The organism is Desulfogranum marinum, from assembly GCF_016918565.1.
Classification (GTDB): domain Bacteria; phylum Desulfobacterota; class Desulfobulbia; order Desulfobulbales; family Desulfobulbaceae; genus Desulfogranum; species Desulfogranum marinum.
Window position 1 is genome coordinate 69712 of the sequence record NZ_JAFFQD010000006.1, and the last position, 24450, is coordinate 94161.

Genomic DNA, 24450 nt, shown 5'->3' on the forward strand with positions numbered 1-24450 from the left:
GATAACAAGCGCACGAACAGACAATGCCATGAAAAACAGATTTGAGAATGCATTCCAGTTTCTTGATGTTGAACGTAAATTACCCCCCAAGGTGAGCATCATCACCCGTAAGGCCGCTTTTCGTGAAATCTATGAAGAGGTCCCCTTGCAGCATGTACAGGATCAAGCCCACAGATGCCTGGAATGCGGTAATCCTTACTGTGAATGGAAGTGCCCGGTCCACAATTTTATCCCCAACTGGCTCAAGCTCATCACAGAGGGAAATATTAATGAAGCGGTCGAGCTTTGCCACCAGACCAACACCCTTCCCGAAGTCTGTGGTCGGGTCTGCCCACAAGACAGGCTGTGTGAGGAGGCCTGTACTTTAAACGACGGCTTCGGAGCCGTGACCATTGGTAATGTTGAAAAATATATTACCGAACGTGCTCTTGCCCAAGGGTGGAGGCCGGACATGTCCCATGTGCAGTGGACAGACAAAAAGGTGGCCGTCATTGGCGCAGGCCCAGCCGGACTTGGCTGTGCCGACGTACTGGTCCGCAATGGCGTCCGCCCGGTGGTGTTTGATCGTTACCCGGAAATCGGCGGCCTCCTGACCTTTGGCATCCCTGAATTTAAGCTCGAAAAAAGCGTACTTCAACGGAGGCGCGAAATATTTACCGAAATGGGGATTCGCTTTGAGCTGAACACGGAAATCGCTAACAGTGAAGCCTTTGCGGAGTTGCTTGCCACCTATGATGCAGTTTTTCTCGGCATGGGGACATACCAGTCACTTAAGGGGAATTTCCAGGGCGAGCAACTGCCGGGGGTGTACGAGGCGCTGCCTTTTCTGATAGGCAATGTCTGCCATAACCTTGGATATTCAACTCAACTTGCTGACTTCATCGACACTGCCGCAAAAAACGTGGTTGTCCTGGGTGGAGGCGACACAGCCATGGACTGTTGCAGAACAGCACTTCGGCAAGGTGCTAAAAGTGTCACCTGTGCCTATCGGAGGGATAAAGCCAACATGCCTGGATCTCGAAAGGAAGTTGTTAATGCCGGGGAGGAAGGGGTCACCTTTCTGTTTAACCGCCAGCCAATGGGTATCGTCGGTGAAAACAAAGTGAAAGGGGTGGACCTGGTCACAACCGAGCTGGGAGAAGCTGATGAAACCGGTCGTCGCCGCCCTGTTATCATTCCTGACAGCAAGCAAACCCTGGAGGCGGATATCGTACTTATCGCTTTTGGTTTTCGACCGGACCCACCCGATTGGCTGATCCAAAGCGGGGTCAAAATCAACAACTGGGGTGGAATTGTGGCAACCGAAACAAGCGCATTCCCAATGCAGACCAGTCACCCAAAGATTTTTGCGGGTGGGGATATGGTTCGAGGGTCAGACCTGGTTGTTACAGCTATCTGGGAAGGAAGACAAGCTGCCAACGGTATACTGCAGTATCTTGGACAATAATTTTGCTTTAGGTGTTGTTTGCGGACAGCTCTTTACCAGCCTGCTCTATAAAGAGCTTCAACACACATTAAAGTTCAATCACCCCATGATTATTATCGACCAGTGAGGGTAAAAGGCTCTGTACCTCGGCAGCACTCCAAAGAGGGGTACCTGAAAGAGTTGCCGCATTAATATGATTCAGGCCCCGGGCAATTTCGGCGTAACTCTTGCCACGCTGACGGAGCCTGAGCACAGACTCGGACAACTCTTCCTTGCTGAATATTTTTTTATCACCATCGACATCAACGGTCCTGTTATCAGTTCCCAGCTCAACCTGCTGCATATTTTCGGCAGGTTCCGGATTATACTCAAGCTGCAACCCGACCATCAAACGCATCAGGTCGTCAATTTGACGATCCCGCCGTGCTAGCTGGCCCCGCATATCTTCCAGCTGTTCACGCAGGAGTTGAATTTGCTCTTTGTACACTTCAAGCAGTTCTGCCAGATAATCGTTGGTTGCCGCCTGGTGTGAACCTGAGACAGCACTTGTTGGTGTCGAAACGGTGGCCTGCTGCGCACCCTGTTTTCCAGCGTTGCCTTCCTGTCCATACGTTGCCAGCAAATTTCGGCCATCATGCCATCGCCGCAGATCTTCCTCACGAAATCGAACCTCCTGCTTCCCTGTGACAGGGTTCAATATCATCTTGTAAGGTAATCCTTTTTTTCGATACCTGCTGATGGTTTTGGTAGAGACATTGAGATATTCGGCAGCCTGCTTCTGTGTTACCTGGAAATCACTATCACTCATTAATACCCACCTCTTTTCCACTCAAATTCTTGGTACGCCCAGTAGCTGATAAGCTAATAAAACGTAGAAAAGGGCATCCTGCAATCTTATCTTGCCGAAAAAGTTATAAAACAATGAGTTAGCCCGGATTTCTCATCAGTTCAGGCAGTGCCGGGTTCAAAGTTTTTGGGAGTGAATTATAGTAGACTATCGGAGTCTACGCTTACCTTTTACTGCCAAAATACTGAAGAAAATGGTACCGCATGGACATGGACTGACATTTGGTGAACATTGTGAAAATTTACAACTCCATCTAATTATAGTTACGAGATATACACTCAACAAAATGTTCACCAAAGGCGAGCTTACGCTGCCTTATTTCCATGATGTCATGGTTATTATGCCTCTATTATCTCGCGCCCGGTCAAAAGAATATTTTCAAAAAACGTATCAAGCTCAGGCTTACCCACATTAAAATTTGTGACTAACAACCTAAGAGCCAGTTGGCCATCCACATAACCAGTACCTACCAATCCCCGTTCTTTTTGCTGCATACGGTTGCGCAGTCTAATATTAAAATCGCCTGCGGACTCACCCGGTGGAGCTTTGTAGCGAAAACAAACATTAAAGGATTCCCTAGGGACGACCATCTCCAACTCCGCCTCAGCGTGTATACGTTCCTCGGCATACATACAAAGTTGCAGATACTCTTCAACTCGCTCAGCCAGCCCTTTACGCCCATAAAATTTCCAATCAAGAAACCACTTTAAAGCATCTACCTTTCTGCCGCATTGCAGCGACTGACTCCCGAGATCCCGCAACTCTCCCCCAACGCCCTTACGAAAGATGTAACTCTCATCACCAGCACTGCATATTTGCTGAAGAATAGATGGCCGCTTGTTAAACAGCACCACGTTACACATAAGGGCTGTCCCGAGCATTTTGTGAAAATCCAGGGTAAAAGAATCCGCGTCCTCCACATGCGATAAATATCGTGATCGCAGCGTATCGCTCAAAATTGCCGCACCACCCCAGGCACCATCCACATGCAGCCAAAAACCATACTGCTCACGTAATGCCAGCATTGGTTCAATCGCATCATATGCTCCACGAACCGTTGTCCCAGCCGTTGCTGCCACAAAAAATGGAATCGCGCCTTCCTCCTTTACCCGTACAATCTGTTGCTCCAGGTCCACAAGGTCCATTCTGCCATGGCTATCGGTTGCGATCTTGATCAGGTTATCCGTTCCTATCCCTAAAATCGCTGCAGCCCGATCCATGGAATAATGGGCATCTCTGTTAACAAAAGCACAAAGTCTTGACTGACCGAACAACCCACAAGACTTACCCTTTTCACAAGCGACATTGCGAGCAGCCATCATGACAATCATATTCGCATTGCTGGAGCCTGTCGTCATCTGGCCGACCCCATCTTCAAACCGGACAAGAGCAAGCATTTCCCGCAGCATGTACTGCTCCATCAACGTAGATACCGGAGCGGTCTCAAAGGTGCATGCAGAGGTATTGGAAACCGCAGTCACTATTTCGCCGATGATGGAAGGGAGATTCGCTCCTGCCCACATCCGGTTAACATAGGCAGGATTGCCTGTTTTCACCGCATAGGTCAGATATTTTTCCACCCACTCGAAGAGCTTGTTCCAATCTCCTTCCGTCTGCTCATCCAGCTGCAGTAGATTGTAGAGCGCCTCGGGTTCGTGATAGGCTACATACCGGCCCTGGGTAAGATTTTCATGATACCGCTCGATGATCTGGAGAAGGTGTTGAAATACGTTTTCAGAATCCATGATTAATACTGAACGCTCCCTATAGGCAGAGACCCACTCCCTGCCGGTGCAGTCAGGGTGAGGCAGAATTATACATTGCTAATTTCGTGTGAATAACGCTCTGGTGCTACTGCCCTATACTACAGTGAAACGGTATTATCGAACAGTAAGTAAGCGTTCTAAAAAATAAGTAAAAAAAAGGCAAGAATGGGAGGGAACAAAAATGACAAGAAGCACTCAAGAGTTGTTGTCGTCAATATAAACCATACCTTCCAAAAGCAGATGATCTATGCGCTCATTAACTAACAATCGGTCTTCCTCAGGGGCCTGATCGACATAAAACAGAAAGTTACCCTCTTTCCAGGAAAGAGCCTCGAAAAAGGCATCCTTTATCTGTCGCCCAAGAGAATACGTCAGGTTGTCTGGATGGATATAGCCTTGTTGGATTAAAATATGCCCAAGTCGCTGCTCTCGATCACCTTCTCGGTGGATGGCGAGGCACTCCTCCAACTGTTGGGAGGTAATCTGCTGTTCCGCCAGCAAAATCTCACCGATCTTTTTCTGACTGGTTTCAAGCATGCCGAAGACCAAGACCCCCTTGGTGAAAAAAAAGCATCCACTGTTCCCCGTGGTGAGGACTTCGAGTTCTCCGGTAAGCCCTGCATGACTAAAAAGTTGAAAAATGTCATCAATGGAAATCGATGCGATATCGCCCTGCAGGGCGACTTTACTTGCCTTACGGAGCTTTTTTCTCCATTGCCCTTCCTCTTGAGGCGGGACATCTTCAACCAGAGGCTGCACTTTTGATCTGAAAAGTGTCTGCAAGACGGATTTCATATGACAAAATGGAGTTAAAGGGATACGAAAAAGCTTATGTTCCAGGAGAGCCTATCGGAAAATAATATTCGCAAACAGCCTCCTATGTACAGTCTCTCATCCAAGGAAAAGATGTCAAGTTTTTTCTCTTGCCAACATGAAACTCCCTGGCAACGAAACAAAGTATTGCCGCCACAGTGGCACAAATGCCACTTCGTGTCTATCATTTCCAACTACTTATATTAATCTTTTTGCCATCGGTAAACTATGGAACTGCTCCAATTTCGAATTCGAGCGCATAAAGTGCTTGCAGACACACACTGGATACAGGTCAAAGATGGCGTGAATATTCTTGCCGGCGAGGACCCAAAAGCGGTGCAGGCAGTGTTTGAGCTCCTGCAAACCATACGACCTCCGTCTTCCGCCCACCTACGGCCGCTCACAACAAACATGAGGCAAAGTGTGAGTCAAAATGGCTACACTAAACGAGTTATACCCAAAAAAAAGACAGCTGCATTTGCAATTTTTTCAGCAGACAACACTCTAGTAAGAGACATTGCTTCCCTGGATGACGCGCTGTACGAACTCGATCGAATTGAAGTGGGACGCCGCATTGATCTCAGCCGTTGGATGAATTTTGTTGAACTGTCAAGCTCAGCCAGATGGAGCGAAATCGATCAGCCGCTACGGCAACTGCTTGACGACCTAACAAAACAATGTCCGTCAAAAATCCTCCAGCCGCTCAAAGAGATGACTGCTCTACGAAAAGGCACAGACCGTCTGCACCGTGGATTAGATCAAACTCTTATTGATCAACTGACAGCCCTTTCACCCGTGATAGGCCCTGCCCAAAAAGAGATGTATGCCGGCTTGCTCCATACGGCCCAGCGTTCTCAACGATTTATCCTTGCCAAAAAAGCAATTTATCCACAAGTACCCTTGTTTATTCACCTCGTCGACCAAGTCGATGGAAATACCCGTCTCCCGCTTACCTTGTTCACCGATTTATTGAACAACAATACCGTTCTTCGATCCAACCCTACGCAGGAAGAACTCAACCAACTGATACAAAGTATGTTTGCCCCACTTTCCTCCCCGGCGAGCATTGCTCTTCAGGGGCAAACGATTTCGCTCATGGATGGTTCCTTATCGCTGCCTCACCTGGTGCAGAGCCTCGCGGCATTGCACCAAATTTTATTTGGCCGGCTACCAATTTTTCTAATCGATTGCCTCAAGTCATCACCACGCACCATTGAGGAAGTACTTTCAACGCTGCAACTGATGCGGGGCAGCAGAAGTCTTGTTGCTGCCAAAAAGAGTCACCTCGCCCTCTGCCAACCACGGTTTCGGCATGCTAACACCATCACTGATCACACGTGGCAGAAATAACCAACCCTGCTCCATTTCTTTACCATTGTCTGTGCCTAACCCGATAGCCCGAAATTGAGAATATTACGTTGAGAACAGGTAAGCGCTATAATCCGAGGCATGCACAATATTTTACAGTGGGTATGGGGTCGATAACGCAAGATACCGACCATTTATGAAAACCGCTGAATAAAAACAGGTTTTATTGGAGGTGTTAATTATCAGGGATAATTTCGTAAAAATATGCTAAAGATCTTTGCAAATTACCCTAACCCACTACTTAAGGGTGGCTTGAAAAAATAGAAAATTCGTTCAACTTCGAGGCGCATCTAAAATTTTACCACAGGCATAGAGTTGATATCGGAGCCTGCGTTTACCTCTGAGGATAAAATTTTGGGTATAGCAAAAAAGTTGGATGAATGAGCAATTTTTCAAGATAGCCCTAACAGATACTTGCCCAGACCATTAGAACACGATGAAACCATTGGAAATTATAAACATTCTTGGTAGTCCGAGAAAAAACGGCACCACTGCTCGTATTGCCAGGGCATTCACTGAAACTGCGGAACGTCGTGGCGCTGTTGTTAAAAACTATTATCTTAACGGCATGCAATATAGGGGTTGTCAAGGATGTGAAGGGTGCCATACACGTTCGGACAAATGCATTCTCCGCGACGATGCGACCCAGATTTTAGAAGATCTGTTCACGGCAGATATCACATTATTCTCTTCCCCTATTTATTTTGGGGACACCTCCGGTCAGTTCAAATCATTTTATGATCGAATGTGGTCGCTCATACGGCCTGAATATATTTCAGACCCTACCGATGCCAGCCGCCTTCCCAAGGGGAAGACAGCACTGCTCATCCTCTCCCAGGTTGATGCCCGTATCGCCCACGAAGACGTGCTGAAGAGATATAGCATGTATCTTAAGCTCTACGGTTTCTCTGTAAAAACGATCATGGCGGCTGACCTGGACATGATGCCCAATACAGATATAAGCAGTTATGCCCTGCAGGCCGAACAGCTCGCCAGAGAACTGATATTGTAATAATCAGTCGTTATTGCTTGCAAGAACATAAGCCAACAATAGCAGCCTACACACCCGGTTGAAGAGTTCAGTCGCACCCCTTCACATATATTTCAGACCGATTGTCAGGCCCCAGGGGCAGCCCGCAGGCATCGCTGCCATCTTCGGGGATCTGATCGGAAAAGACCCGTTTAATCGGGACAACCAACGGGCTGGCAATAAACCTTGCAGCAGTTCCTACCAATGCTCCTTTCCGAAGCCCGAAGTTAATATCATCAAAGCTGCCACTTATCTTTAATGGTGTTGCAAGATTAAAAAATTCCGGCTTCTTTGGTGTTGGTGAAACCGTTAAGTTCACTGTATTTTTTCTGAAATCGACCTGCCCTTTGCCACAGATACGTATTTTACTCGTATCAATGAAAAAAACATCGGGGGTCAACAGTCCATCCTCCACCTTCCATCTGCCGACGGCACAATTCACTTCAGATTGCTCCTCCTCAGTACTTGATACAATAGCTGCGATCAAATTCACCGCCCACAGATCAATAATTCCGGCACCAAGATTATCTAGATGTCCTGAAAAATCAAAATAGCCGTTTCCGTTGGCAAAAATCTGATTAACAGTACTTGCAGAAGAGTAAAGGTCCACATCGAGATTAACCAACCCCGACATTTTCGACTCCGGCTTCTGCCGACGTACATAGATGCCAATATCAAAATTATGAACTACAGCTCGAAAAGTAGCATCTGCTGCCTCTTGGCCCGGCTTAAGAGATGTGGACATCGTTATCTCACCCCCCGGAATTTGTAATGCAAGAGGTTCAATTGCCATCCGCCCGTCGCGTAAAACCGCCTTCAAGGAACCACTACCCAACTGATCTTCCCCAGACAGAACCTGGTCGGCACGAACGGTCAGGCCAATATCAAAATCATCAAGCAAATCCGGATCAAGCAGATTTCGTACTTCTTTTCCTGTCTTTTCTTTTGCTACGGTTTTCTCCTCCGTATCCTCCCCTTGCTCTTTTTCTTGCGAGACCTTTTCGCCTCTCCACGACCAGTCATCAAACACAAAATCATCAAGCTGAATCAATGGTGAATGAAAGTCAACCTCAGCAGTAACCTTTTTTTCTCTGACAAGGGTTGCCGTCCCAACAAGGCTGCTACTCCCAGTAGAAACAGCTAAATTTTTCAAATCAAACCGTTCTTCTTGCAATGTTAGGTCAGTTTCAACACTATATTTAGCCAGCGGCGGCAAATCGACCTGCAAAAGCTGGTCAAGACTTTTTAAATTTTCGCCCTCAATAATGACCTTCAGGGCCAGTGCTCTTTGAGCCGGTACAAGGTCTACCTTACCCACGAAACCAAGCAGAGTATCGGCAACCTCTGCTTGAATCTCCATCCAAGTACTGCTACTGGTGAGAAACTCCTCAATGGAGGCAACAGAAACGTTCAATGAATAAGGGAAGGTGAGTAACTCCCCGGCCATATCAAGCTGTAGAGGAGAACCAGGCATCATGGAACCAGTACATTCTTTCAGCTCGAACGTTGCAGGTTCTTTGGTCCCAGGCGTGTAGTGGGTGACGATAATATTATCAAACCGAAGCTTCTCCACCACAATCGAATCATCGGTCAATTCAAGTTTTTGCGCACCTTCTTTGCTTTTTTCAGGTGGTCGCTTTGCAACAGGCGACTTCTCCTCTGCACTGTCATCTCCAGTAAATGTCCAGTTAACAGCGCCGTTTTTATTTTCTTCAAGAGTGACGATTAATTGCTGAACATTAATTTCGGGAATATGCAGTTTTTTTTGCAAAAGAGGCAGGAGAGCTATCTGTACTCTGGCCTGATCCAGAGAAAGAAATTTCTCTTGGCTAAAACCTGCTGGGTTTTGAATTTGCAGCCCCTTGAGAGTAAAAACAGGTTGCAGAGAAGTAGAGATAACAATGGAACCGTCTATAATGACCGGTCGATGCAGGGCGTTGCTGATAATGCTTTCGACAGGATCTTTGTAAGAAGTCAGGTTAATCGGAATTTTAAAGAAAGTTACCGCACCGATAAGCAGAACAAGACATACAACCACCACCAAAAAACCCTTTACCAGCCAACGAAAAAAAGTCTTCATCACTCCCCCCTAGCCTGTGTATTATGTCAACAATCCGCTCTTTCTGTTTGAGGTAGCTGCACTCACCTCACTACCCCACACAAAAAGAATACTCTGAAATATAACAAGATATCAAGGCCATAAAGAACTAAATCAACTTTTACACTGCCGGGGATACAGCCGACAATGACAAAGAACCTTAAACAAAAGCAAGGCTAGCGGCACCACTATTTTCGAGATACAAGAGACGTAGTTACTGTTCAGCGAAGACTTAAAATTGTCGATTTGCCTCGAACTGTAACTGCTCAGCAGTGCTCCAAATGCTCACAAACTGACTGATTGAGGGAATAAGCCCTGACTTCGATACATTGGTATGCTGGGTGGGCAGATAGTTGAGAGTTGGGGTGCTTGCAGACCAGTTACGAGATATAAAACAAAAAACGCAGCAAAAGCGACAATACAAATTCGCCTATGCTGCGTTTGAAAAAAAGAAGAAATTGGCTGGTTCTAATCGAGCATGGACACCTCTCCGGTTTCCAAATTATAAAAACTTGCCACAACTTTCACCTTACCATCCTTTACCAAATCGGCAACATATGGTTCTGACTGCTCAATCTTAGTCGCCATATTTTTCGCCAATTCCATAGAGGCATTGTTCACTAAATTGCCATCTTTTCCTTGAACGTTTTTTATTGCAGCATCAATGGGTGGTGTCAAACTGGCGATATGCCCGCCTAAACGGGTACCCCCTGCCACTGCCCCCACAGCTCCGCAACTGGTATGGCCAAGTACCATCACCAAAGGACAGTGAAGATGCTTTACTGCATACTCAATGCTTCCAAGGATTTGATCATTGACGATGTTACCTGCAACGCGCAACACAAAGACATCTCCAAGCCCCTGATCAAAAATATCAACCGGAGGAACACGGGAATCCGCACAGGTCAGGATACAAGCGATTGGCTCCTGACCTTCCACTAATCTTCCCCTTGATTCCTCGCAATGATTGGGGTGCTCCAACGAACAGGAAATAAATCTCTTGTTTCCTTCTAAAAGCAGACTCAGGGCTTCGTCTGCCGTGGGTCGTGTGGTTACAATTTGCTCCATCAGTACACCTCTCTTGCATAACAGTATCAGTTAAAGTTGTGCTATATTGGCTCATACTATATACACAATGTGGTCCTTAAACAAAAGAAAAAGAATAAGAAAAATAGATGAATGATGTAAGAAAAATAAATACCAGCGCAAAATGACTTCATATAAATCGCTATTTTTAGATTATCTCCTTATTTTTTATGTCTATAGCCAGATCCTCAACTTCAGGAGAGCCATTTTTTTAACCACGGCCTGATAGGCATTAATGCTCAGCATGGCAAAAAAACTTTTTCCAAGGTACCCTTAAAATGGCTTATTACTCCTGAATGTACATTTCATTTCAAAATTTTATTAATAGCTCCTACACTGACCATGCACTACGAAGGCCCCATCTATAGACCACCAAGTGAAGCAGACTCGTTACTGATCCAAGCTACTGTCGGTTGCCCGCACAATAAATGTACTTTTTGCATGGTGTACAAAAACGGTCCGCCGTTCAAAGTGCGGCCGGTAGCGGCTATCTGCAAAGACATGGAACAAGCAGCGCAGGAGTATGGAGCTAAAGTATCCACTCTTTTTTTCCCGGCAGGCAACACCATTGCCATGAAAACCAAAGACCTCTGTACAATATGCGAGCATGCCTACCAACTCTTCCCCAAGCTGGAAAGAATAACTGTTTATGGCTCGTTTCAGTATATTCACGCAAAAGGACTGGAGGAGTTACAGCAATTAGTACACGCCGGGCTAACGCGAATTCATGTTGGCCTCGAATCCGGTGATGACGAAATTCTACGCCGCATCTGTAAAGGCACCAACAGCACCCAGCAAATTGAGGCAGGACAGTGGGTTATGAGAGCCGGCATGGAACTGAGCCTTTACGCCATGCTCGGAATCGGCGGCAAAGAACGAACCATGCAACATGCGGCAGCAACCGCCAAGGTACTCGATGCTATTGAGCCTACTTTTATCCGCCTGCGAACCTTTCTTCCCAAAAAAGACACACCGCTACTGGAGGATATCCTTAACCACAAATTCTCAATGCTCGGTCCGCATGAGGTACTGCTGGAGACAAAAAAAATGCTTGAACAATTAAACGCGTCATCTCTGCTCACCAGTGATCACTACACCAATTATATCAATCTTGAGGGAAAACTCCCCTCTGCAAAACCCTTGCTCATCAATCAAATCGATCAGGCCCTGCAGAGAGCTGAAACAACGTTTCGGCCGGTGTATATCGGCAATCAGTAATCGATACACTGCCGCCCATTTCTATATATTCGCCTCCCAATCAATAGACTTTACCAAACGACCTTGGAATGATACACACCACCCAACCCTTAGCCGAGAGAATCCGCCCTGAAACACTTGATCAATACCGGGGACAAAATCACCTGGTCGGCAACAAAGGCATTCTCCGCAAGATGCTTGATTCGGAAAACATTTCTTCTTTTATATTGTGGGGCCCACCCGGTGTAGGAAAAACCACCTTGGCAAAAATCATTGCCAAACAGTTAAACCGCCATTTCCATACTCTTTCCGCTGTGAGTTCAGGAGTTAAGGACGTACGTGCTGTTATTGCCAAAGCAGAAAAACAGAAAGTCTTTTACACGCCGAGCCCAATTCTTTTTATCGACGAAATTCATCGCTTCAGCAAATCTCAGCAGGATTCTTTGCTCGGTGCTGTGGAGATGGGGACAGTTGTCCTGATTGGTGCAACCACTGAGAATCCATCGTTTGAAATTATTTCTCCGCTCCTCTCCAGGTGCCAGGTATACGTCCTCAACCCCTTAGAGCATAAGGATCTGGAGGATCTGCTTGACTATGCGGTCGCAACCGACACGGCCTTAAAGACAAAAAGCATTTCCTTTCAGGAAAAAGACGCATTGCTCAAATTTGCAGGCGGCGATGCACGTAAACTATTGAACATGCTCGAGCTGGTTATCAATGCTCAGCAGGAAGAAGAAATAAGTATTACAAACGAGATGGTACTGCGCGAACTGCAGGAAAACCCCTCTCTTTATGATAAAGATGGCGAACAGCACTATGATATAGCCTCAGCACTGATTAAATCGATCCGGGGCAGTGATCCCGACGCAGCCGTCTACTGGCTTGCACGAATGATCGAAGGTGGTGAAGATCCAAAATTCATTGCTCGAAGGTTGGTCATATCGGCCAGCGAGGATATTGGCCTGGCCAACCCCAATGCCCTGCTTTTAGCCACTTCCTGCTTTCAGGCAGTGACACAGGTAGGGATGCCGGAATCGAGGATAATACTTTCCGAAACCGCTCTCTATCTAGCGTCCTCTCCCAAAAGCAATGCAGCCTATCTTGCCATAGGCAAAGCCCAGGCCCTGGTGCGCGAAACCGGTAATCTCCCGGTCCCCATGCATCTGCGAAATGCCCCCACCCAGTTAATGCAGGAAATGGGCTATAAAAAAGGGTATCAATATCCCCATGACTTCCCCGGAAATTTTGTCAATCAACAGTACCTGCCGGACAGCATCCGCCAACATCGCATCTACCAACCACAGACCACCCCGGCAGAGGTGACTATCATGGAACGATTAAGCTACTGGTGGAAAAGAAAGTATCGATAATAAATAACGCCTGCACCCCTGCAACAGCGAACTCTCTTTTTACTGATCAGCGGCAAGGGTAAAGCGTGCAGATCATCTTCCCTACGCTCAATTTAATAAGTTGCGCACAAAAACAAATACATGTTATAATTATTTGATTTTAGAATGTTTTTCTCAGTACCGCTCTCCCTGGAACAATGGAGCCACGCTTTTACCCATTTTCATGTATATCAGCAGGTAAACAAGCACTCATCTTCTTGCTTATAATACCACGCAGTTTTGCGTCGACTATAATTTCAACGACCTTTTCAGGATATACGAATGCAGGATACTTCCTCAGAATTATACGAAAATTACTTCAAAGCTCTTATGGAAATCAGCCAAGCGGTGATTTCTGATCACTACCTTGACGATGTCCTCAAGTTGATAGTCTTGGTTACTGCCCGAGTCACAGGGGTGGAAATTTGCTCTCTTTGGCTGCTCGATGAACAAAATGGGGAAAAAATCATCAGGTTAAAAACAACCCAGGCTATAGATCAGGTATACGTCAAAGACAGGATACTGCACTTGAATGAAGGGGTTGTCGGCATGGTAGCAACCCAGCAACGCCCATTAATTATAAAAGATGTTAAAGAGTATTCCCTGTTCAAAGAAAAGGAGATGGCCCAGAAATTAGGACTGGTAGCCATGGCCGGAGTACCGCTCAAAGTAGGAGATGATGTAATCGGTGTACTCAACTGTTTTACCGACAAACCTCATGATTTTCCCAAATCAGAAATCAATCTAATCGCCACCGTAGCCAATCAGGCAGCCCTGGCTATCCACAACACTAAACTTGCAATGGATGCCCGTAATATTCGCGAACAGTTACGAACTCGAAAACTAGTTGAGAAAGCCAAAGAAATTATAATTGCCCGTCGTAAAATCAGTGCAGACGAATCCTTCCGCTGGATTCAAAAGAAAAGCATGGATACAAGACGTTCCATGAGTGAAATTGCAGAGGCTATTATTTTATCGGAAGAATTATCCGAATAGAGGAAAAATATCCCCACCTTGTATCTCACTCAAATCAAGGGCATCTTGAATAACCCGGATTTCTCATCAGTTCAGGCAGTGCCGGGTTCAAATTTTTTGGTAATGAATTCGTCCTTCCCAATAGCCTCACGTCTCAACAGATCTGATACCCAACAACAAAACCTGCGTTTCACTTTACTAGTATCAAAAAAACCTTGACAAATTTTCAGTTTCGCTAATAATAGGCCGCAACAATTTATTTGAACTGATAAGTTCACAAGCGTACAATGGCGTATGCTAAATATATAGTTGTAGCGACAAGGGTGTCTCTATTCGGATAACGAGAGGGCACCCGTGTTTTTTTTTGTGCGACTGCTTGTTATCCTGGTGCCCTTCTTCCCACTTTGGATCATAAACAACAAGGAGTAGCAGGTAGATGCGTTTTTCAAAAGCTAATGACGTCCTCGGAACCGTAAATCGTGGCAATTCAGCTGAGTCAGGACTTTGCACCCTTTGCAGAGCAGATTGTCAGGGCAAATGCGAAACCTGGCTGTCCAGCATGCTCGGCAGAAAACTTCTTTACCCAAGAGATTTTGGTTTAGTTACCGCCGGGGCCAACAATACCAGGCATGTCGGCGTTTCTTACAACTCCCTTCGCATCCAGGGATATGCGTATGGCTCAAAAGGACTCCATAAAGATCTGCCCGTAGACGCGGACAACTGCATCTTTCCAAATGTTAATCTTGAAACCGAATTCGGTAACGAGATTAAAACCAAATGTAAAATCCCTCTTATGACTGGAGCGCTCGGCTCCACCTTTATTGCCGCCCATTACTGGGACTCTTTTGCTATTGGCTGCTCCCTGGTTGGTGTTCCCGTCGTTGTTGGAGAAAATGTTGTTGGAGTCGACAAGCAGTCCGAAATAAGCAATGGCAAGATCACCAAAGCCCCGGAACTGGATCGTAGAATCGAGACATATCTCAGGTACTACAACGGCTATGGCGCCATAATTATCCAATTGAACGTTGAGGACACCAGAAACGGTGTTGCCGAATATGTCGCGGAAAAATATGGCGACAAATGCATCATCGAGTTGAAATGGGGCCAAGGCGCTAAAGATATCGGCGGAGAAATCCAGGTCAAAAGCCTTGATTATGCCAAATTTTTGAAAGAAAGGGGCTATGTTGTCGACCCCAACCCTCTGCTTCCTGAAGTAGAAGAAGCATACAAGGCCGGAGCTATCAAGTCCTTTGCCCGCCACTCCCGTCTTGGTGGAACCGATCTTGCGAACGTAGATGACGTGAAAGAAGACTTCATGAAAAGCGTCGACTACTTAAGGAGTCTTGGTTTCAAAAGAATTTCCTTAAAAACAGGCTCGTACGGGATGGAAGAACTGGCCATGGCCATCAAATTCGCCACCGATGCCAAGCTCGACCTGTTGACCATTGATGGCGCAGGAGGGGGAACAGGAATGAGCCCCTGGAATATGATGCAAAGCTGGGGGATTCCTTCAGTCAATCTACATTCAAAGGCATATGAATATGCATCCATACTGGCTGCCAAAGGGAAAAAAGTGGTAGATCTTTCTTTTGCAGGCGGTTTTTCCTATGAAGACAGCATCTTTAAGGGCCTTGCTCTTGGAGCACCATATGCCAAGCTGATTTGCATGGGTCGCGGCATTATGATCCCTGGTTTCCTTGGCTCTAATATCGAGGGTGTCCTCAGACCGGAACGAAAATCTGCGGTCTATGGCAACTGGGACAAACTACCCAAGACAGTCACCAACATCGGCTCTTCTGCAGAAGAAATTTTTGCCTGTTACCACGATGTTGAAAAACTGGTCGGTAAAGACGAAATGAAGAACATTCCTTATGGCGCGATTGCATTCTGGACCATGGCCGACAAGATTGGCTGTGGGCTCCAGCAGCTTATGGCGGGAGCGAGAAAGTTTAGTTTAAATGAAATAGCACGCGATGATATTATTTCCGGTAACAGAGAAACCGCTCGTGAAACAGGGATCCCATACATGACTGAAGTCAACAACGAATCCGCCTTAAAAATTCTCAATACCCTCTAAAAGACATTCAGACCGATCCAACCTTCGGGCAGGCTGTAAAAGCCTGCTCGAAAATTTTCATGTAACTATTCAGCGAATATCTAAAAACTGTCAATCTACCACGAACTGCAACTGTTCAGCAGTGCTCAAAATGTTCACAAGCTGAACTATTAGGCAGATAAGCCCCGATTTCGATGCATCGATATGCCGGCCGAGCAGATCGTGGAGGGAGGTAAGCGCAGACTCCGTGGGGTGCTGCTGAATATTTACTATTTTTTCACTTTTACCCACAACAACCTGGCCACATCACCCGAAGTGTTGCTCCACCCAGCTGCCATATCCCGGCTCAGATTAACAAGCGTTCCTGCTTCCACCTCTTTTACGGCATCATTACCGCAATCCATCATAAGTGTACCGGCAAGAAGAAAACCGAATTCATCTCCTTTGTGATGGAAAAAATGAGATTTAAGCACAGTGCCTGGCGCAAACTCTATCAGATAAGGGTCAAATCCCTCTTCTCTGTTTGGGGGAATAATTTCTTTTACTGTAACACCGTTGCCACTCACACCTGGGATGGCGATTTCCACCCCCTCTGATTCCGGGTAAAAAATCCGGTCACATTCGCTCTCTTCACTGCCGAAAAAAGAGGCTATATCAACAGAAAGTAATTGACTAATCTTGAGTAAAGCCGGAATAGAAGGGTAAATCTGCCCGCTTTCCACCTGTGAAATGGTACTTGGTGTCACCCCAACGTGCTTTGCCAGTACAGTTTGCGGCAAGCCTCGACTGGTTCGGTAAGATTTAATCCGCTTCCCCAAATCATGCTTACCCCCCATTTGCCCGCTTTTATGATCAAAAACTGCCTTTCCGTCGCTCATCCGATAACTATGCGCCTTATTGGGAGCTTTCAGATCCCTGCCTTCCGCCTTTTTAACGGTAAGATAATTGGTGCCCCGCTTAACACTAAGTTCCATCACGACCTGAGCGATCTGGCTCACCCCTGATATAAGTCTGCTACTGTGCGCTTTATACTCCAACACCCAATAGGCGATAGTATTCAATTCGTACAGCTTAGGGCAGGTTCTGGTATAAAATTTGAGCGTCTTTTCCTCGGAGTCCCACAGATCCTGAATCCCAGTCAGGCTTTCAAAAATATAATTCACCTTTCCGCCACACATGCTGTATACCGTGCCTAGCGTATCAGCCACAACATCTGGATTTTCCGGTTTCTTGACAGGGATAACCTTGAAAGGAGTATCAGCTTGCAGTTTTTTATAAAATTTCAAAAAAAGTTCACTGCCCCCCCCCTTACCATGGGTGAAACAGTCCAGTATCGTCAAGCGGTTGTTTTCTGCCAGGTCCCCTAATACAGAAAGAAGATTTTTGGGAGATCTATCAAAGCTGACATACACAACATGGGCTCCGTCTTGGAAAGAAGAGCGCATAAAACTAAAGAAAAAATCTGGCGCAAGACTGCCTGACTCATCATGCCATACCACATTATCCCCTGTTCGCAACCCACCAAGAAGGCCATCAAGCTGCTCATTTCCCGTACTCTCTATCATACTGGTATCCTGTCTTTCAAAAATGTACTGTTGTACTTCGCAAACAGAATCATAGCAAAAGTTGCATAAAACTCAAATGAGAACAAGACGCAGAGGAACCGGGCGTGTTGAAATATCGGTTACGACAAAGAGAATTTGCTGCCAAAGGGAAAGAATTTCCAGGCGTTAGTGCGGGGCATGAGACAACGATTTATTTTTCAAAAAAGGGCTAGCCCAATTATGAAAGACCGCGCAAAAGACTACTCAGAAACCCCTAACCACGTAGAGGATTCTGAAATAGCTATTGAAATAGAGAAATAATATCAGCAAACCATGCAGATGTTACCCACACCTATCACACACTGACTCCACCAATCGCCTCTTCAACCAACCCGCCCTCCGACATACAGTCAAGATAACAGCTTGACTGCATAGGATTATACTCGCTGAGCCAACGCAGTCCCTTTTGCGTAATAAGCGTGTAGTGAAGGTCGGGATCGATTTCGATAACCCCCATGCCTTTCATTACCTTCAAAACGGGCTTAAGGGCAGAAAAATCCATATCCATTTTTTCAGCGATTTGTTTTGCGGGTACAAGTTGGGGATGGCTCTCCTGCAAATTATCCCAAAGAATAGTGAGAACGTGGAGAATTTGGCCTTTCTGTAACATAGAGACCTCATAGAGCTTTTTTTAGCATCTGAAAAACGATGGTCACTCACCCTTTACCTTCTAACCGGCAACACGACTGACCAATTCGCTTCCGCACGACTTCATATGGTGGATGCTTAAAAAAATAAACTCAACATTGCAAACAAAATATTAGTTTCAGTTAAAAATAATTTATTAATAAAGCTAAACTTAACCAAAACATCAAACTAAGGCACGGCCACTTTCAGCAACACCATTACTTCTCGTAATTCGATCAAAAAAAATTCCTGTAAAAGTTTCTTGTTCAGCGAATATGGGATGACCGATCAGGACTAAACGGGCATGCTTATTACCCTTTTCTTGTTCGTAGCGGTACGCCAACAATGTAGTTGCCGGAATCATCTAGTTGAAAACGTTGCCCGACTACGGTTTGCTCAACGGTCAGGGACCGGTTGCCTATCTGAAGAATGGTTCCGGCAAAGACCGTACCGTGAACATCAATGGTGAGAGTTCCTATATCAGGACCATTCGCTTTATTTTGTTTTCTATTTCCTGCGTCCTGAACCCCTTGACCACTTTTTGCCCCTTCAACAGGACTTGAGTATAGACCGGTTCCAGGAATCATATTTATCCGCAGGTAGCGTAGCTTCATTTCTTCCAGGCTCCCTTTGAGGGTCCTGAGTTTTTTGGTTCTAGCCGTACCGGTAAATTGTTTGAGGCGCTGCATAATTAACTGTTTATCATCTTTAAGGCGCTGAAAAAGTTTTCTCGAATAAAAGAGTCTCTCCGCACTGACTCCGGCCCCGATAAAAACCGGGTCAGCTCCGGATGCACCGGCATCCCCCAGTGTAATACTCCCTTCAGCAACCAGTTCTCCACCGACCACCGCACTGTGTTCCCGACACCGTATGTTTGCACCGCAATAAACCTTACTGTAATAGCATTGCTTACGGATCACACAGTTGCCGTTACAGCGAATCCGCCCCTGTTCGATAAAATGAATGTCAACATCACCCGTCCCTGTCACGGTGCTGACATTTCCGGTGATTCCTCCTTTGATGACAATATTAGCCATGCTGGTCACCTGGGTGGACATGACACTTCCCTTCACTTCTAAATCACCGCCGGTTTTCACCTGGAAACCGGGAAGAACCGAACCGTGAACAACAACACTGTTTCTCGATTCTATGTTACCGGTCGAATAATCGATATCTCCGGGAATCTCAAGCTTGCTGCAGACCTTGATCACATTGTTGTTCACAACAGAAAGGACACCGTCACTGGTCGCCAATACCTGCTGTTTTTCAGGCAAATAAACAGCATGATCAATGGTCTCAATTTCAATATCCCTCCCTTGCCTCTGGGCTATTCGTTCGCCAAGGACGCTCATTCCGGGTCTGCCTTTTGTTGCCGGCACTTTGGTAGCAATGACTTGGCCAGCAGCAACCGGAACCATTATCTTTCGTTCCCTGAAGTCGATGCTCCCATCGGGAAGCAGTTCTCCGGCAATCGGTCCGATTTCCAAATGAAATGTGAGGTGGGCGTTGATTCCAGGAGTTGGTTCTCTCCCTTTTGCCAGGGTAATGCTTTCCAGTTCACCGTTTTGAGTACGGATGTATTCCCTGGCCAGGTTCAGTTGCTTATACATGACTCCATGCACAATCCCCGCATCGATGAGTAATCGATACAGATCTTCGCTGGAGATAAGATTGTAATGAAATAGAAGCGGTTTTATTATAACGGCTGCTTCCATCTTGTTTTTGGATAACCGAAATAACGGCTCAACCCAAACATGCAGCACTTTTTCTTCACTTTCCTCTGTTGAACGAAATTCTATACGTGGATAGCCAATTGTCCCTGCCAGCACTTCCTTACCATCTTCAGAAAGGTAGACATGCTCTCCGGCAGTGACAGTTCTTCGCACAAGCTGACTGGTTTCCGGCAAACCAGAGTCGCTAAACTCAAGCATCACCTGATCTCTTTTTACCAACTCGGTTACAGGAAGTTTTTCCAGGGGATAGGTATCACTAATTTTAATTTTATTTTTCGAAAAACAGAGAGTTGGCTCAATATACTCGGTGAATGCAAAGTCTGTGGTTGGCGCAAAATCCATCTTTATTCAGCCTCTTTTTTGTACTTCTGTTAAATTTGCCGCAAACATCCAATTGATATCTCAACACATCTGTCAGTAACCGCAGTACTGTATTGTAGCAATTTTAGACGATTTTGTATAATTGCCTGTTCCCCCGCTCTCCCGGAGTCTTGCGCTTACCTCGTTATGCATAAAATTTTATCACAGGCCTCGAAGACATAGCGTACCTGACCTCGAACTTAATAACGAATCATTCAATATACCCTCTAATATCAATGATAGTTATGAAACAGGATTCGCATAATCATGAATCCTCTTGATGCGACCCTGGAGAATACCAACGGTAATTCTTGCCTCCTAGACCGTATTTCTCAGCAGTGAAGTTTTTCGCAGATCGAGGCGCAGGACACGCAGCAGGTAAGCGTAGACTCCGATAGCAAGCTACCGCAAATGGCCTGCAACAAAGAGTCTGCGGAAAAATCCGCTGACCCGGAGGCTGAGTTTTTTTGATTATCGACGAAAAAACAGTCTGTTTTTTTTAGCGCTACTGTATTTTCTATAAATATCAAAAATTTAAGTCGAAATTCAAAAAACTCATGAGAAATTCGGGCTAGAAAATACATGTACTCAATGCCTACAGTTACAGTCATGGTGATGATCATGGTGGTGGTGCTTGTGTGTATGTTCTTCTGCTCCAGATATTCGGTTGTAGATCCCGATTAACCAGGGCCACACGATGAGCAGCACCAGCGCCAGAGCGGAAATCGTAGCCACAAGGCCATGGGTTGAATGTTCGCCACCAGCCACCCAGCTCGCAATATCCAATCCAAGGTGTATATAAATCCAGTTGACAACCAGGCCTAAGGCAAGCGAGCAAAACATGATGCTTCCCACATAGATAATGGCTACCTTTCTCCCAAACAACTTGGCAACCACCGTGATGGTAGCCATATTGGTTGCCGGTCCGGCCAAAAGAAAAACCAGGGCGGCCCCAGGAGAAAGCCCCTTGAGGGCAAGGGCCGCAGCAATGGGAGTTGAAGCGGTGGCACACACATAGAGAGGAGTGGCCAAGGCAATCATAATGACCATGGAGAGCAGGCCGTCGCCCAGGTAGGAGGTAATAAATTCCGGGGAGAGGGTCACGGTTATAATGCCCGCAAGGCCGATGCCAAGCAATAACCAGGGTCCAATATCACTGAGGAGACTGCCAAAAGCAAAGGACATCCCCTGACGAAACTTCTGCCACACGACAACTATCGCCCTTGCCTCTTCAGTACCATGATCCTCACAGCCGCAATCCTGCGAGCAACAGGATGTCGATGCCATAGGCAGAGGTACAGCTGCCTTTTTTGATTCTTCGGATTCCGGCTGAACATCCCTATCAAAAAGGTTGACCAGCAGACCGGTGCAGGTGGCAGTAAAAAAGGCTGCTACCGGCCGCATCACGGTCATGATGGGATCTAACAATGCGTAGGTCACTGCCATTGAATCCACCCCCGTCTCCGGGGTGGAAATCATAAAAGAAGTAACCGCCCCTTTTCCTGCTCCCTGCTTCTGCAGGCCAGCAGCAGCAGGAATGACCCCGCAACTGCAAAGTGGTATGGGAATACCAAACAATGATGCCTTTACAATACTACGTTTTCGACTCCCCCCCAGATGCCGTTGAATGAAATCATCTGGAATAAACCCCTTGAGCAATCCGGCCACAAAAAAACCGAATAACACAAACAGGGACGACTCCAGCAAAATATCCCAAACCGCTGCCAAGACTTCAAAAGCTGCCCCGGTTATAGTTTCCATTATGTCTTCCTAGTATTTAATTCCACATCTACCTTTCGGCAATATATATACGAACAGGGGCTTGAAATATAACTTTCAAGCCTATGCTGATGATTACCCACAATCACCCCGAATATGTTCCAAACCGTCCCATAGCAATTCCCTTACATGGTCATCATCTAAGGAGTAAAAAATATGTTTCCCTTCTTTTCTCGATTTCACGATCTTTGCAGCCCGTAGCACTCGTAACTGATGAGAAATTGCCGACTGATTCATCGCTAAAATTTCAACCAACTCACAAACGCACAGTTCCTTGTGAAAAAGAATTGAAAGAATTTTTATTCGACTAAGCTCACCAAAAACCTTGAAAAAATTGGCAAGTTCCTGCATTTCCACATCTAGAGGCATTTTCCATCGTATTTCCTCAAGGGGCACTTGCTCATCACACACTGCATCATTCATATCCGCTCCTTCATTCATATCCACTCTTCCTATAAACATATGCGCACACATTCATACGATATACAAACAGTAATCACCACCCTTTTTTGGACAAGGGTAGTCATCACTTTCAACCATCAAAGAAATTTCGTCCAATAGCCGCTGGAAAACGGGTAGCCCCTTGCTTTCAGCGAGTTACTCCGAAGCCTCCCAGCCAAGTTGGTGCCATCCAGGCAAAAAATGCTTTCTTCTCTTCTCTTACAGAAGCAGTACGTTGTGTTTTCTACAAATATATTGAGTGGAACACTCCATAATCGGAGAAGACGACGATAACAACCCCAGATAGACGCATAATCATCGGCCCCAATCGATGATGATCCAAGGAAGTTATCATCTTTGATGCTGTATACAAGAGATAGATGCCCCCTCCCACTGCAAAGACGATGGAAATGGCATACACACCAAAAACGGCAATCGCTGTAACCATGCTCCCCGAATTGATCGCATAACCATACATGACGGCAGCAGTGGGACACGGCACAATCATATTCACAAATCCAACAACAAAAAGCCCACCGGCAAAATGTTTCTTGCCTTTGCTTTCTCTATAAATTGCTCGACCCGCGATTGCCGGCAGTGGTAGCTCTGGACCAAAAATATCGATGATCGTGTTATTTGTTCCTCGTTTTCCTTTCTCGATTGCCGGCAAAAATCGTCTATGCTAGACAAGTCAACACGAAAAACAAAAAACACTTAAATAGGGACTGCAAAGGCAAGCAATGGAGCTTAGAGGTTTATCAGAAATTATTGTTGAATTTTACGAAAAACTCTCGTCCTGGGAAGACTCTGTGGTCCGGGACAGTGGGCTAACCACGGCCCAGGCCCATACCATCGAAATCGTCGGCCATGCAGGCTCAATCAAAATGAAAGATCTGGCCGAGAAACTAGGGGTGACCACAGGAACCTTGACCGTGGCCGTGGACAGGCTGGAAAAAAAAAGACCTACTGGTACGAAAACCCCATGAACGGGATCGTCGGGCTTATCTTATCGAATTGACGCCTGAAGGGAAAAAATACTTTGCCCAACACCATCAATTTCATATCAATATGACCGAAGAACTAACGGTTGATCTTGCCCCTGAAGAAATTGATCAACTGGGCAGTATCCTCGAAAAAATATTGAAAAAAATTTGAAGCCTCAACTTATCATGTAAAAACGAGGCCGGGCTAAAGCTGTCTCCTGTAAACCGCAAAATAATGAGGAACAGGCGGTGTCTGGTCATCATCATAGCTTATAAATTCCGCCTCAATTAACCCTGCTCTTATAAATCCGTCAATTTCATTGCGGTCGAGTGGGACCGGGAATGTACCAGGATCCTCATTTTTCTGTCCACTACGGCAAGAAACAATGAGATCCCCTCCAACAGCGACAAGATCTGTTATGGCCTGGATAGCACGGTTACGATTTGCACCGGTTAAAATCTGAACTGTATTACATTCATACACCAAGTCAAATGACTGGCGCCAACTAGGCGGCCTGTTAAAAAGATCGGCAATCTGATAATCGACCAAGCTGTCAGGGAACCGGTGACGACACATATCGATGGCTGAGTTTGAAATATCAAATGCGGTGACGTGATATCCATTTCCTGCCAAAACCTCTGCATCATCACCTAATCCACACCCTACAAGGACAGCCTTTTTTCCGGCTCCCCCTCTTTGCTGCTTAAGCCAGGTGAGCAACATCGGATTAGGCTGCAAATCTGCCCAGTAAATTTTCTGTATATCACCGCCTGCACGAGCGTAAAACTCCTCAAACCACCCATCGGGATCACCCTGTTTGGCATACAATCTTGCCAGATCCTGGGTTTCTTCTTTTGTATGTCCCATCTCCC

At 46.0% G+C, this 24450-nt stretch carries 20 protein-coding genes; 8 read left to right on the forward strand and 12 right to left on the reverse strand.

What is annotated here, in order from left to right; translation table 11 throughout:
• Window positions 1-28 precede the first annotated feature (28 nt).
• The gene (locus JWH17_RS05600; protein ID WP_205221600.1) at window positions 29-1447 is read left to right on the forward strand and encodes an FAD-dependent oxidoreductase; all 1419 of its coding nucleotides are present in this window, start codon (window positions 29-31) and stop codon (window positions 1445-1447) included.
• 67 nt (window positions 1448-1514) lie between these two features.
• On the opposite strand, the gene JWH17_RS05605 is transcribed toward JWH17_RS05600, so the two are convergent.
• The 3 genes from JWH17_RS05605 to JWH17_RS05615 all read right to left on the reverse strand — a co-directional run bounded on the left by JWH17_RS05605 (window position 1515) and on the right by JWH17_RS05615 (window position 4822).
• Complete coding sequence (locus JWH17_RS05605) at window positions 1515-2234, reverse strand: helix-turn-helix domain-containing protein (protein ID WP_205221601.1); 720 nt, start codon at window positions 2232-2234, stop codon at window positions 1515-1517.
• A 377-nt stretch (window positions 2235-2611) separates the two neighbouring features.
• Entirely contained in the window at window positions 2612-4018 is a 1407-nt protein-coding gene (locus JWH17_RS05610) for a pyridoxal phosphate-dependent decarboxylase family protein (protein ID WP_205221602.1), read from the reverse strand.
• 216 nt (window positions 4019-4234) lie between these two features.
• Window positions 4235-4822 (reverse strand): DUF4388 domain-containing protein, encoded by a 588-nt coding sequence (locus JWH17_RS05615; RefSeq protein ID WP_205221603.1) that lies wholly within the window; start codon window positions 4820-4822, stop codon window positions 4235-4237.
• 258 nt (window positions 4823-5080) lie between these two features.
• On the opposite strand from JWH17_RS05615, the gene JWH17_RS05620 reads away from it, so the two are divergent.
• Both JWH17_RS05620 and JWH17_RS05625 read left to right on the forward strand, forming a co-directional pair.
• The gene (locus tag JWH17_RS05620) at window positions 5081-6202 is read left to right on the forward strand and encodes a hypothetical protein (RefSeq protein WP_205221604.1); all 1122 of its coding nucleotides are present in this window, start codon (window positions 5081-5083) and stop codon (window positions 6200-6202) included.
• A 454-nt stretch (window positions 6203-6656) separates the two neighbouring features.
• Window positions 6657-7232, forward strand: a complete 576-nt coding sequence (locus JWH17_RS05625) for a flavodoxin family protein (protein ID WP_205221605.1) — start codon at window positions 6657-6659, stop codon at window positions 7230-7232.
• Between the two features lie 67 nt (window positions 7233-7299).
• Here the strand turns inward: JWH17_RS05625 and JWH17_RS05630 are convergent, their stop codons facing one another.
• Both JWH17_RS05630 and JWH17_RS05635 read right to left on the reverse strand, forming a co-directional pair.
• On the reverse strand, window positions 7300-9330 hold the full coding sequence (locus JWH17_RS05630; RefSeq protein ID WP_205221606.1) for an AsmA family protein: 2031 nt from the start codon (window positions 9328-9330) through the stop codon (window positions 7300-7302).
• A 486-nt stretch (window positions 9331-9816) separates the two neighbouring features.
• Window positions 9817-10416, reverse strand: coding sequence for a carbonic anhydrase (locus tag JWH17_RS05635; protein WP_205221607.1), 600 nt, complete (start codon window positions 10414-10416; stop codon window positions 9817-9819).
• Between the two features lie 360 nt (window positions 10417-10776).
• Here JWH17_RS05635 and JWH17_RS05640 point away from each other — a divergent pair, with 360 nt between their 5' ends.
• The 4 genes from JWH17_RS05640 (at window position 10777) to JWH17_RS05655 (ending at window position 16071) form a co-directional block, all read left to right on the forward strand.
• Window positions 10777-11652, forward strand: a complete 876-nt coding sequence (locus JWH17_RS05640) for a radical SAM protein (RefSeq protein ID WP_205221608.1) — start codon at window positions 10777-10779, stop codon at window positions 11650-11652.
• Between the two features lie 68 nt (window positions 11653-11720).
• Window positions 11721-13001: a replication-associated recombination protein A gene (locus JWH17_RS05645; RefSeq protein WP_205221609.1), complete on the forward strand. Its 1281-nt coding sequence runs from the start codon at window positions 11721-11723 to the stop codon at window positions 12999-13001.
• Between the two features lie 300 nt (window positions 13002-13301).
• Window positions 13302-14015 carry a GAF domain-containing protein gene (locus tag JWH17_RS05650; protein ID WP_205221610.1) on the forward strand — a complete coding sequence of 238 codons (714 nt, stop codon included), beginning with the start codon at window positions 13302-13304 and terminating at the stop codon, window positions 14013-14015.
• A gap of 415 nt (window positions 14016-14430) precedes the next feature.
• Window positions 14431-16071 carry a glutamate synthase-related protein gene (locus tag JWH17_RS05655; protein WP_205221611.1) on the forward strand — a complete coding sequence of 547 codons (1641 nt, stop codon included), beginning with the start codon at window positions 14431-14433 and terminating at the stop codon, window positions 16069-16071.
• A gap of 248 nt (window positions 16072-16319) precedes the next feature.
• Here JWH17_RS05655 and JWH17_RS05660 read toward each other — a convergent pair whose 3' ends face one another.
• From JWH17_RS05660 to JWH17_RS05685, 6 genes are all read right to left on the reverse strand, one after another.
• Window positions 16320-17615: a helix-turn-helix transcriptional regulator gene (locus tag JWH17_RS05660; RefSeq protein WP_205221612.1), complete on the reverse strand. Its 1296-nt coding sequence runs from the start codon at window positions 17613-17615 to the stop codon at window positions 16320-16322.
• Between the two features lie 334 nt (window positions 17616-17949).
• Window positions 17950-18264: a hypothetical protein gene (locus tag JWH17_RS05665; protein ID WP_205221613.1), complete on the reverse strand. Its 315-nt coding sequence runs from the start codon at window positions 18262-18264 to the stop codon at window positions 17950-17952.
• 328 nt (window positions 18265-18592) lie between these two features.
• On the reverse strand, window positions 18593-20356 hold the full coding sequence (locus JWH17_RS05670) for a flagellar assembly protein A (RefSeq protein WP_205221615.1): 1764 nt from the start codon (window positions 20354-20356) through the stop codon (window positions 18593-18595).
• 606 nt (window positions 20357-20962) lie between these two features.
• Window positions 20963-22135, reverse strand: a complete 1173-nt coding sequence (locus tag JWH17_RS05675) for an SO_0444 family Cu/Zn efflux transporter (protein WP_205221617.1) — start codon at window positions 22133-22135, stop codon at window positions 20963-20965.
• 93 nt (window positions 22136-22228) lie between these two features.
• Entirely contained in the window at window positions 22229-22594 is a 366-nt protein-coding gene (locus JWH17_RS05680; protein ID WP_205221619.1) for an ArsR/SmtB family transcription factor, read from the reverse strand.
• Between the two features lie 244 nt (window positions 22595-22838).
• The gene (locus JWH17_RS05685) at window positions 22839-23264 is read right to left on the reverse strand and encodes an urease accessory protein UreH domain-containing protein (protein WP_205221621.1); all 426 of its coding nucleotides are present in this window, start codon (window positions 23262-23264) and stop codon (window positions 22839-22841) included.
• Window positions 23265-23334: 70 nt separating this feature from the next.
• On the opposite strand from JWH17_RS05685, the gene JWH17_RS24850 reads away from it, so the two are divergent.
• Complete coding sequence (locus JWH17_RS24850) at window positions 23335-23580, forward strand: MarR family winged helix-turn-helix transcriptional regulator (protein WP_205221622.1); 246 nt, start codon at window positions 23335-23337, stop codon at window positions 23578-23580.
• Window positions 23581-23782: 202 nt separating this feature from the next.
• On the opposite strand, the gene JWH17_RS05695 is transcribed toward JWH17_RS24850, so the two are convergent.
• Window positions 23783-24445: a class I SAM-dependent methyltransferase gene (locus JWH17_RS05695; protein ID WP_205221623.1), complete on the reverse strand. Its 663-nt coding sequence runs from the start codon at window positions 24443-24445 to the stop codon at window positions 23783-23785.
• Window positions 24446-24450 lie beyond the last annotated feature (5 nt).

What these genes read in the sequence shown, in the direction of transcription:
- JWH17_RS05665 (WP_205221613.1), bottom strand. Translation starts at nt 18,264, where the DNA reads ATGTTACAGAAAGGCCAAATTCTCCACGTTCTCACTATTCTTTGGGAT.
- JWH17_RS05660 (WP_205221612.1), bottom strand. Translation starts at nt 17,615, where the DNA reads ATGATAGAGAGTACGGGAAATGAGCAGCTTGATGGCCTTCTTGGTGGG.
- JWH17_RS05695 (WP_205221623.1), bottom strand. Translation starts at nt 24,445, where the DNA reads ATGGGACATACAAAAGAAGAAACCCAGGATCTGGCAAGATTGTATGCC.
- JWH17_RS05675 (WP_205221617.1), bottom strand. Translation starts at nt 22,135, where the DNA reads ATGGAAACTATAACCGGGGCAGCTTTTGAAGTCTTGGCAGCGGTTTGG.
- JWH17_RS05650 (WP_205221610.1), top strand. Translation starts at nt 13,302, where the DNA reads ATGCAGGATACTTCCTCAGAATTATACGAAAATTACTTCAAAGCTCTT.
- JWH17_RS05620 (WP_205221604.1), top strand. Translation starts at nt 5,081, where the DNA reads ATGGAACTGCTCCAATTTCGAATTCGAGCGCATAAAGTGCTTGCAGAC.
- JWH17_RS05605 (WP_205221601.1), bottom strand. Translation starts at nt 2,234, where the DNA reads ATGAGTGATAGTGATTTCCAGGTAACACAGAAGCAGGCTGCCGAATAT.
- JWH17_RS24850 (WP_205221622.1), top strand. Translation starts at nt 23,335, where the DNA reads ATGGAGCTTAGAGGTTTATCAGAAATTATTGTTGAATTTTACGAAAAA.
- JWH17_RS05670 (WP_205221615.1), bottom strand. Translation starts at nt 20,356, where the DNA reads ATGGATTTTGCGCCAACCACAGACTTTGCATTCACCGAGTATATTGAG.
- JWH17_RS05680 (WP_205221619.1), bottom strand. Translation starts at nt 22,594, where the DNA reads ATGAATGAAGGAGCGGATATGAATGATGCAGTGTGTGATGAGCAAGTG.
- JWH17_RS05610 (WP_205221602.1), bottom strand. Translation starts at nt 4,018, where the DNA reads ATGGATTCTGAAAACGTATTTCAACACCTTCTCCAGATCATCGAGCGG.
- JWH17_RS05635 (WP_205221607.1), bottom strand. Translation starts at nt 10,416, where the DNA reads ATGGAGCAAATTGTAACCACACGACCCACGGCAGACGAAGCCCTGAGT.
- JWH17_RS05655 (WP_205221611.1), top strand. Translation starts at nt 14,431, where the DNA reads ATGCGTTTTTCAAAAGCTAATGACGTCCTCGGAACCGTAAATCGTGGC.
- JWH17_RS05600 (WP_205221600.1), top strand. Translation starts at nt 29, where the DNA reads ATGAAAAACAGATTTGAGAATGCATTCCAGTTTCTTGATGTTGAACGT.
- JWH17_RS05645 (WP_205221609.1), top strand. Translation starts at nt 11,721, where the DNA reads ATGATACACACCACCCAACCCTTAGCCGAGAGAATCCGCCCTGAAACA.
- JWH17_RS05630 (WP_205221606.1), bottom strand. Translation starts at nt 9,330, where the DNA reads ATGAAGACTTTTTTTCGTTGGCTGGTAAAGGGTTTTTTGGTGGTGGTT.
- JWH17_RS05625 (WP_205221605.1), top strand. Translation starts at nt 6,657, where the DNA reads ATGAAACCATTGGAAATTATAAACATTCTTGGTAGTCCGAGAAAAAAC.
- JWH17_RS05640 (WP_205221608.1), top strand. Translation starts at nt 10,777, where the DNA reads ATGCACTACGAAGGCCCCATCTATAGACCACCAAGTGAAGCAGACTCG.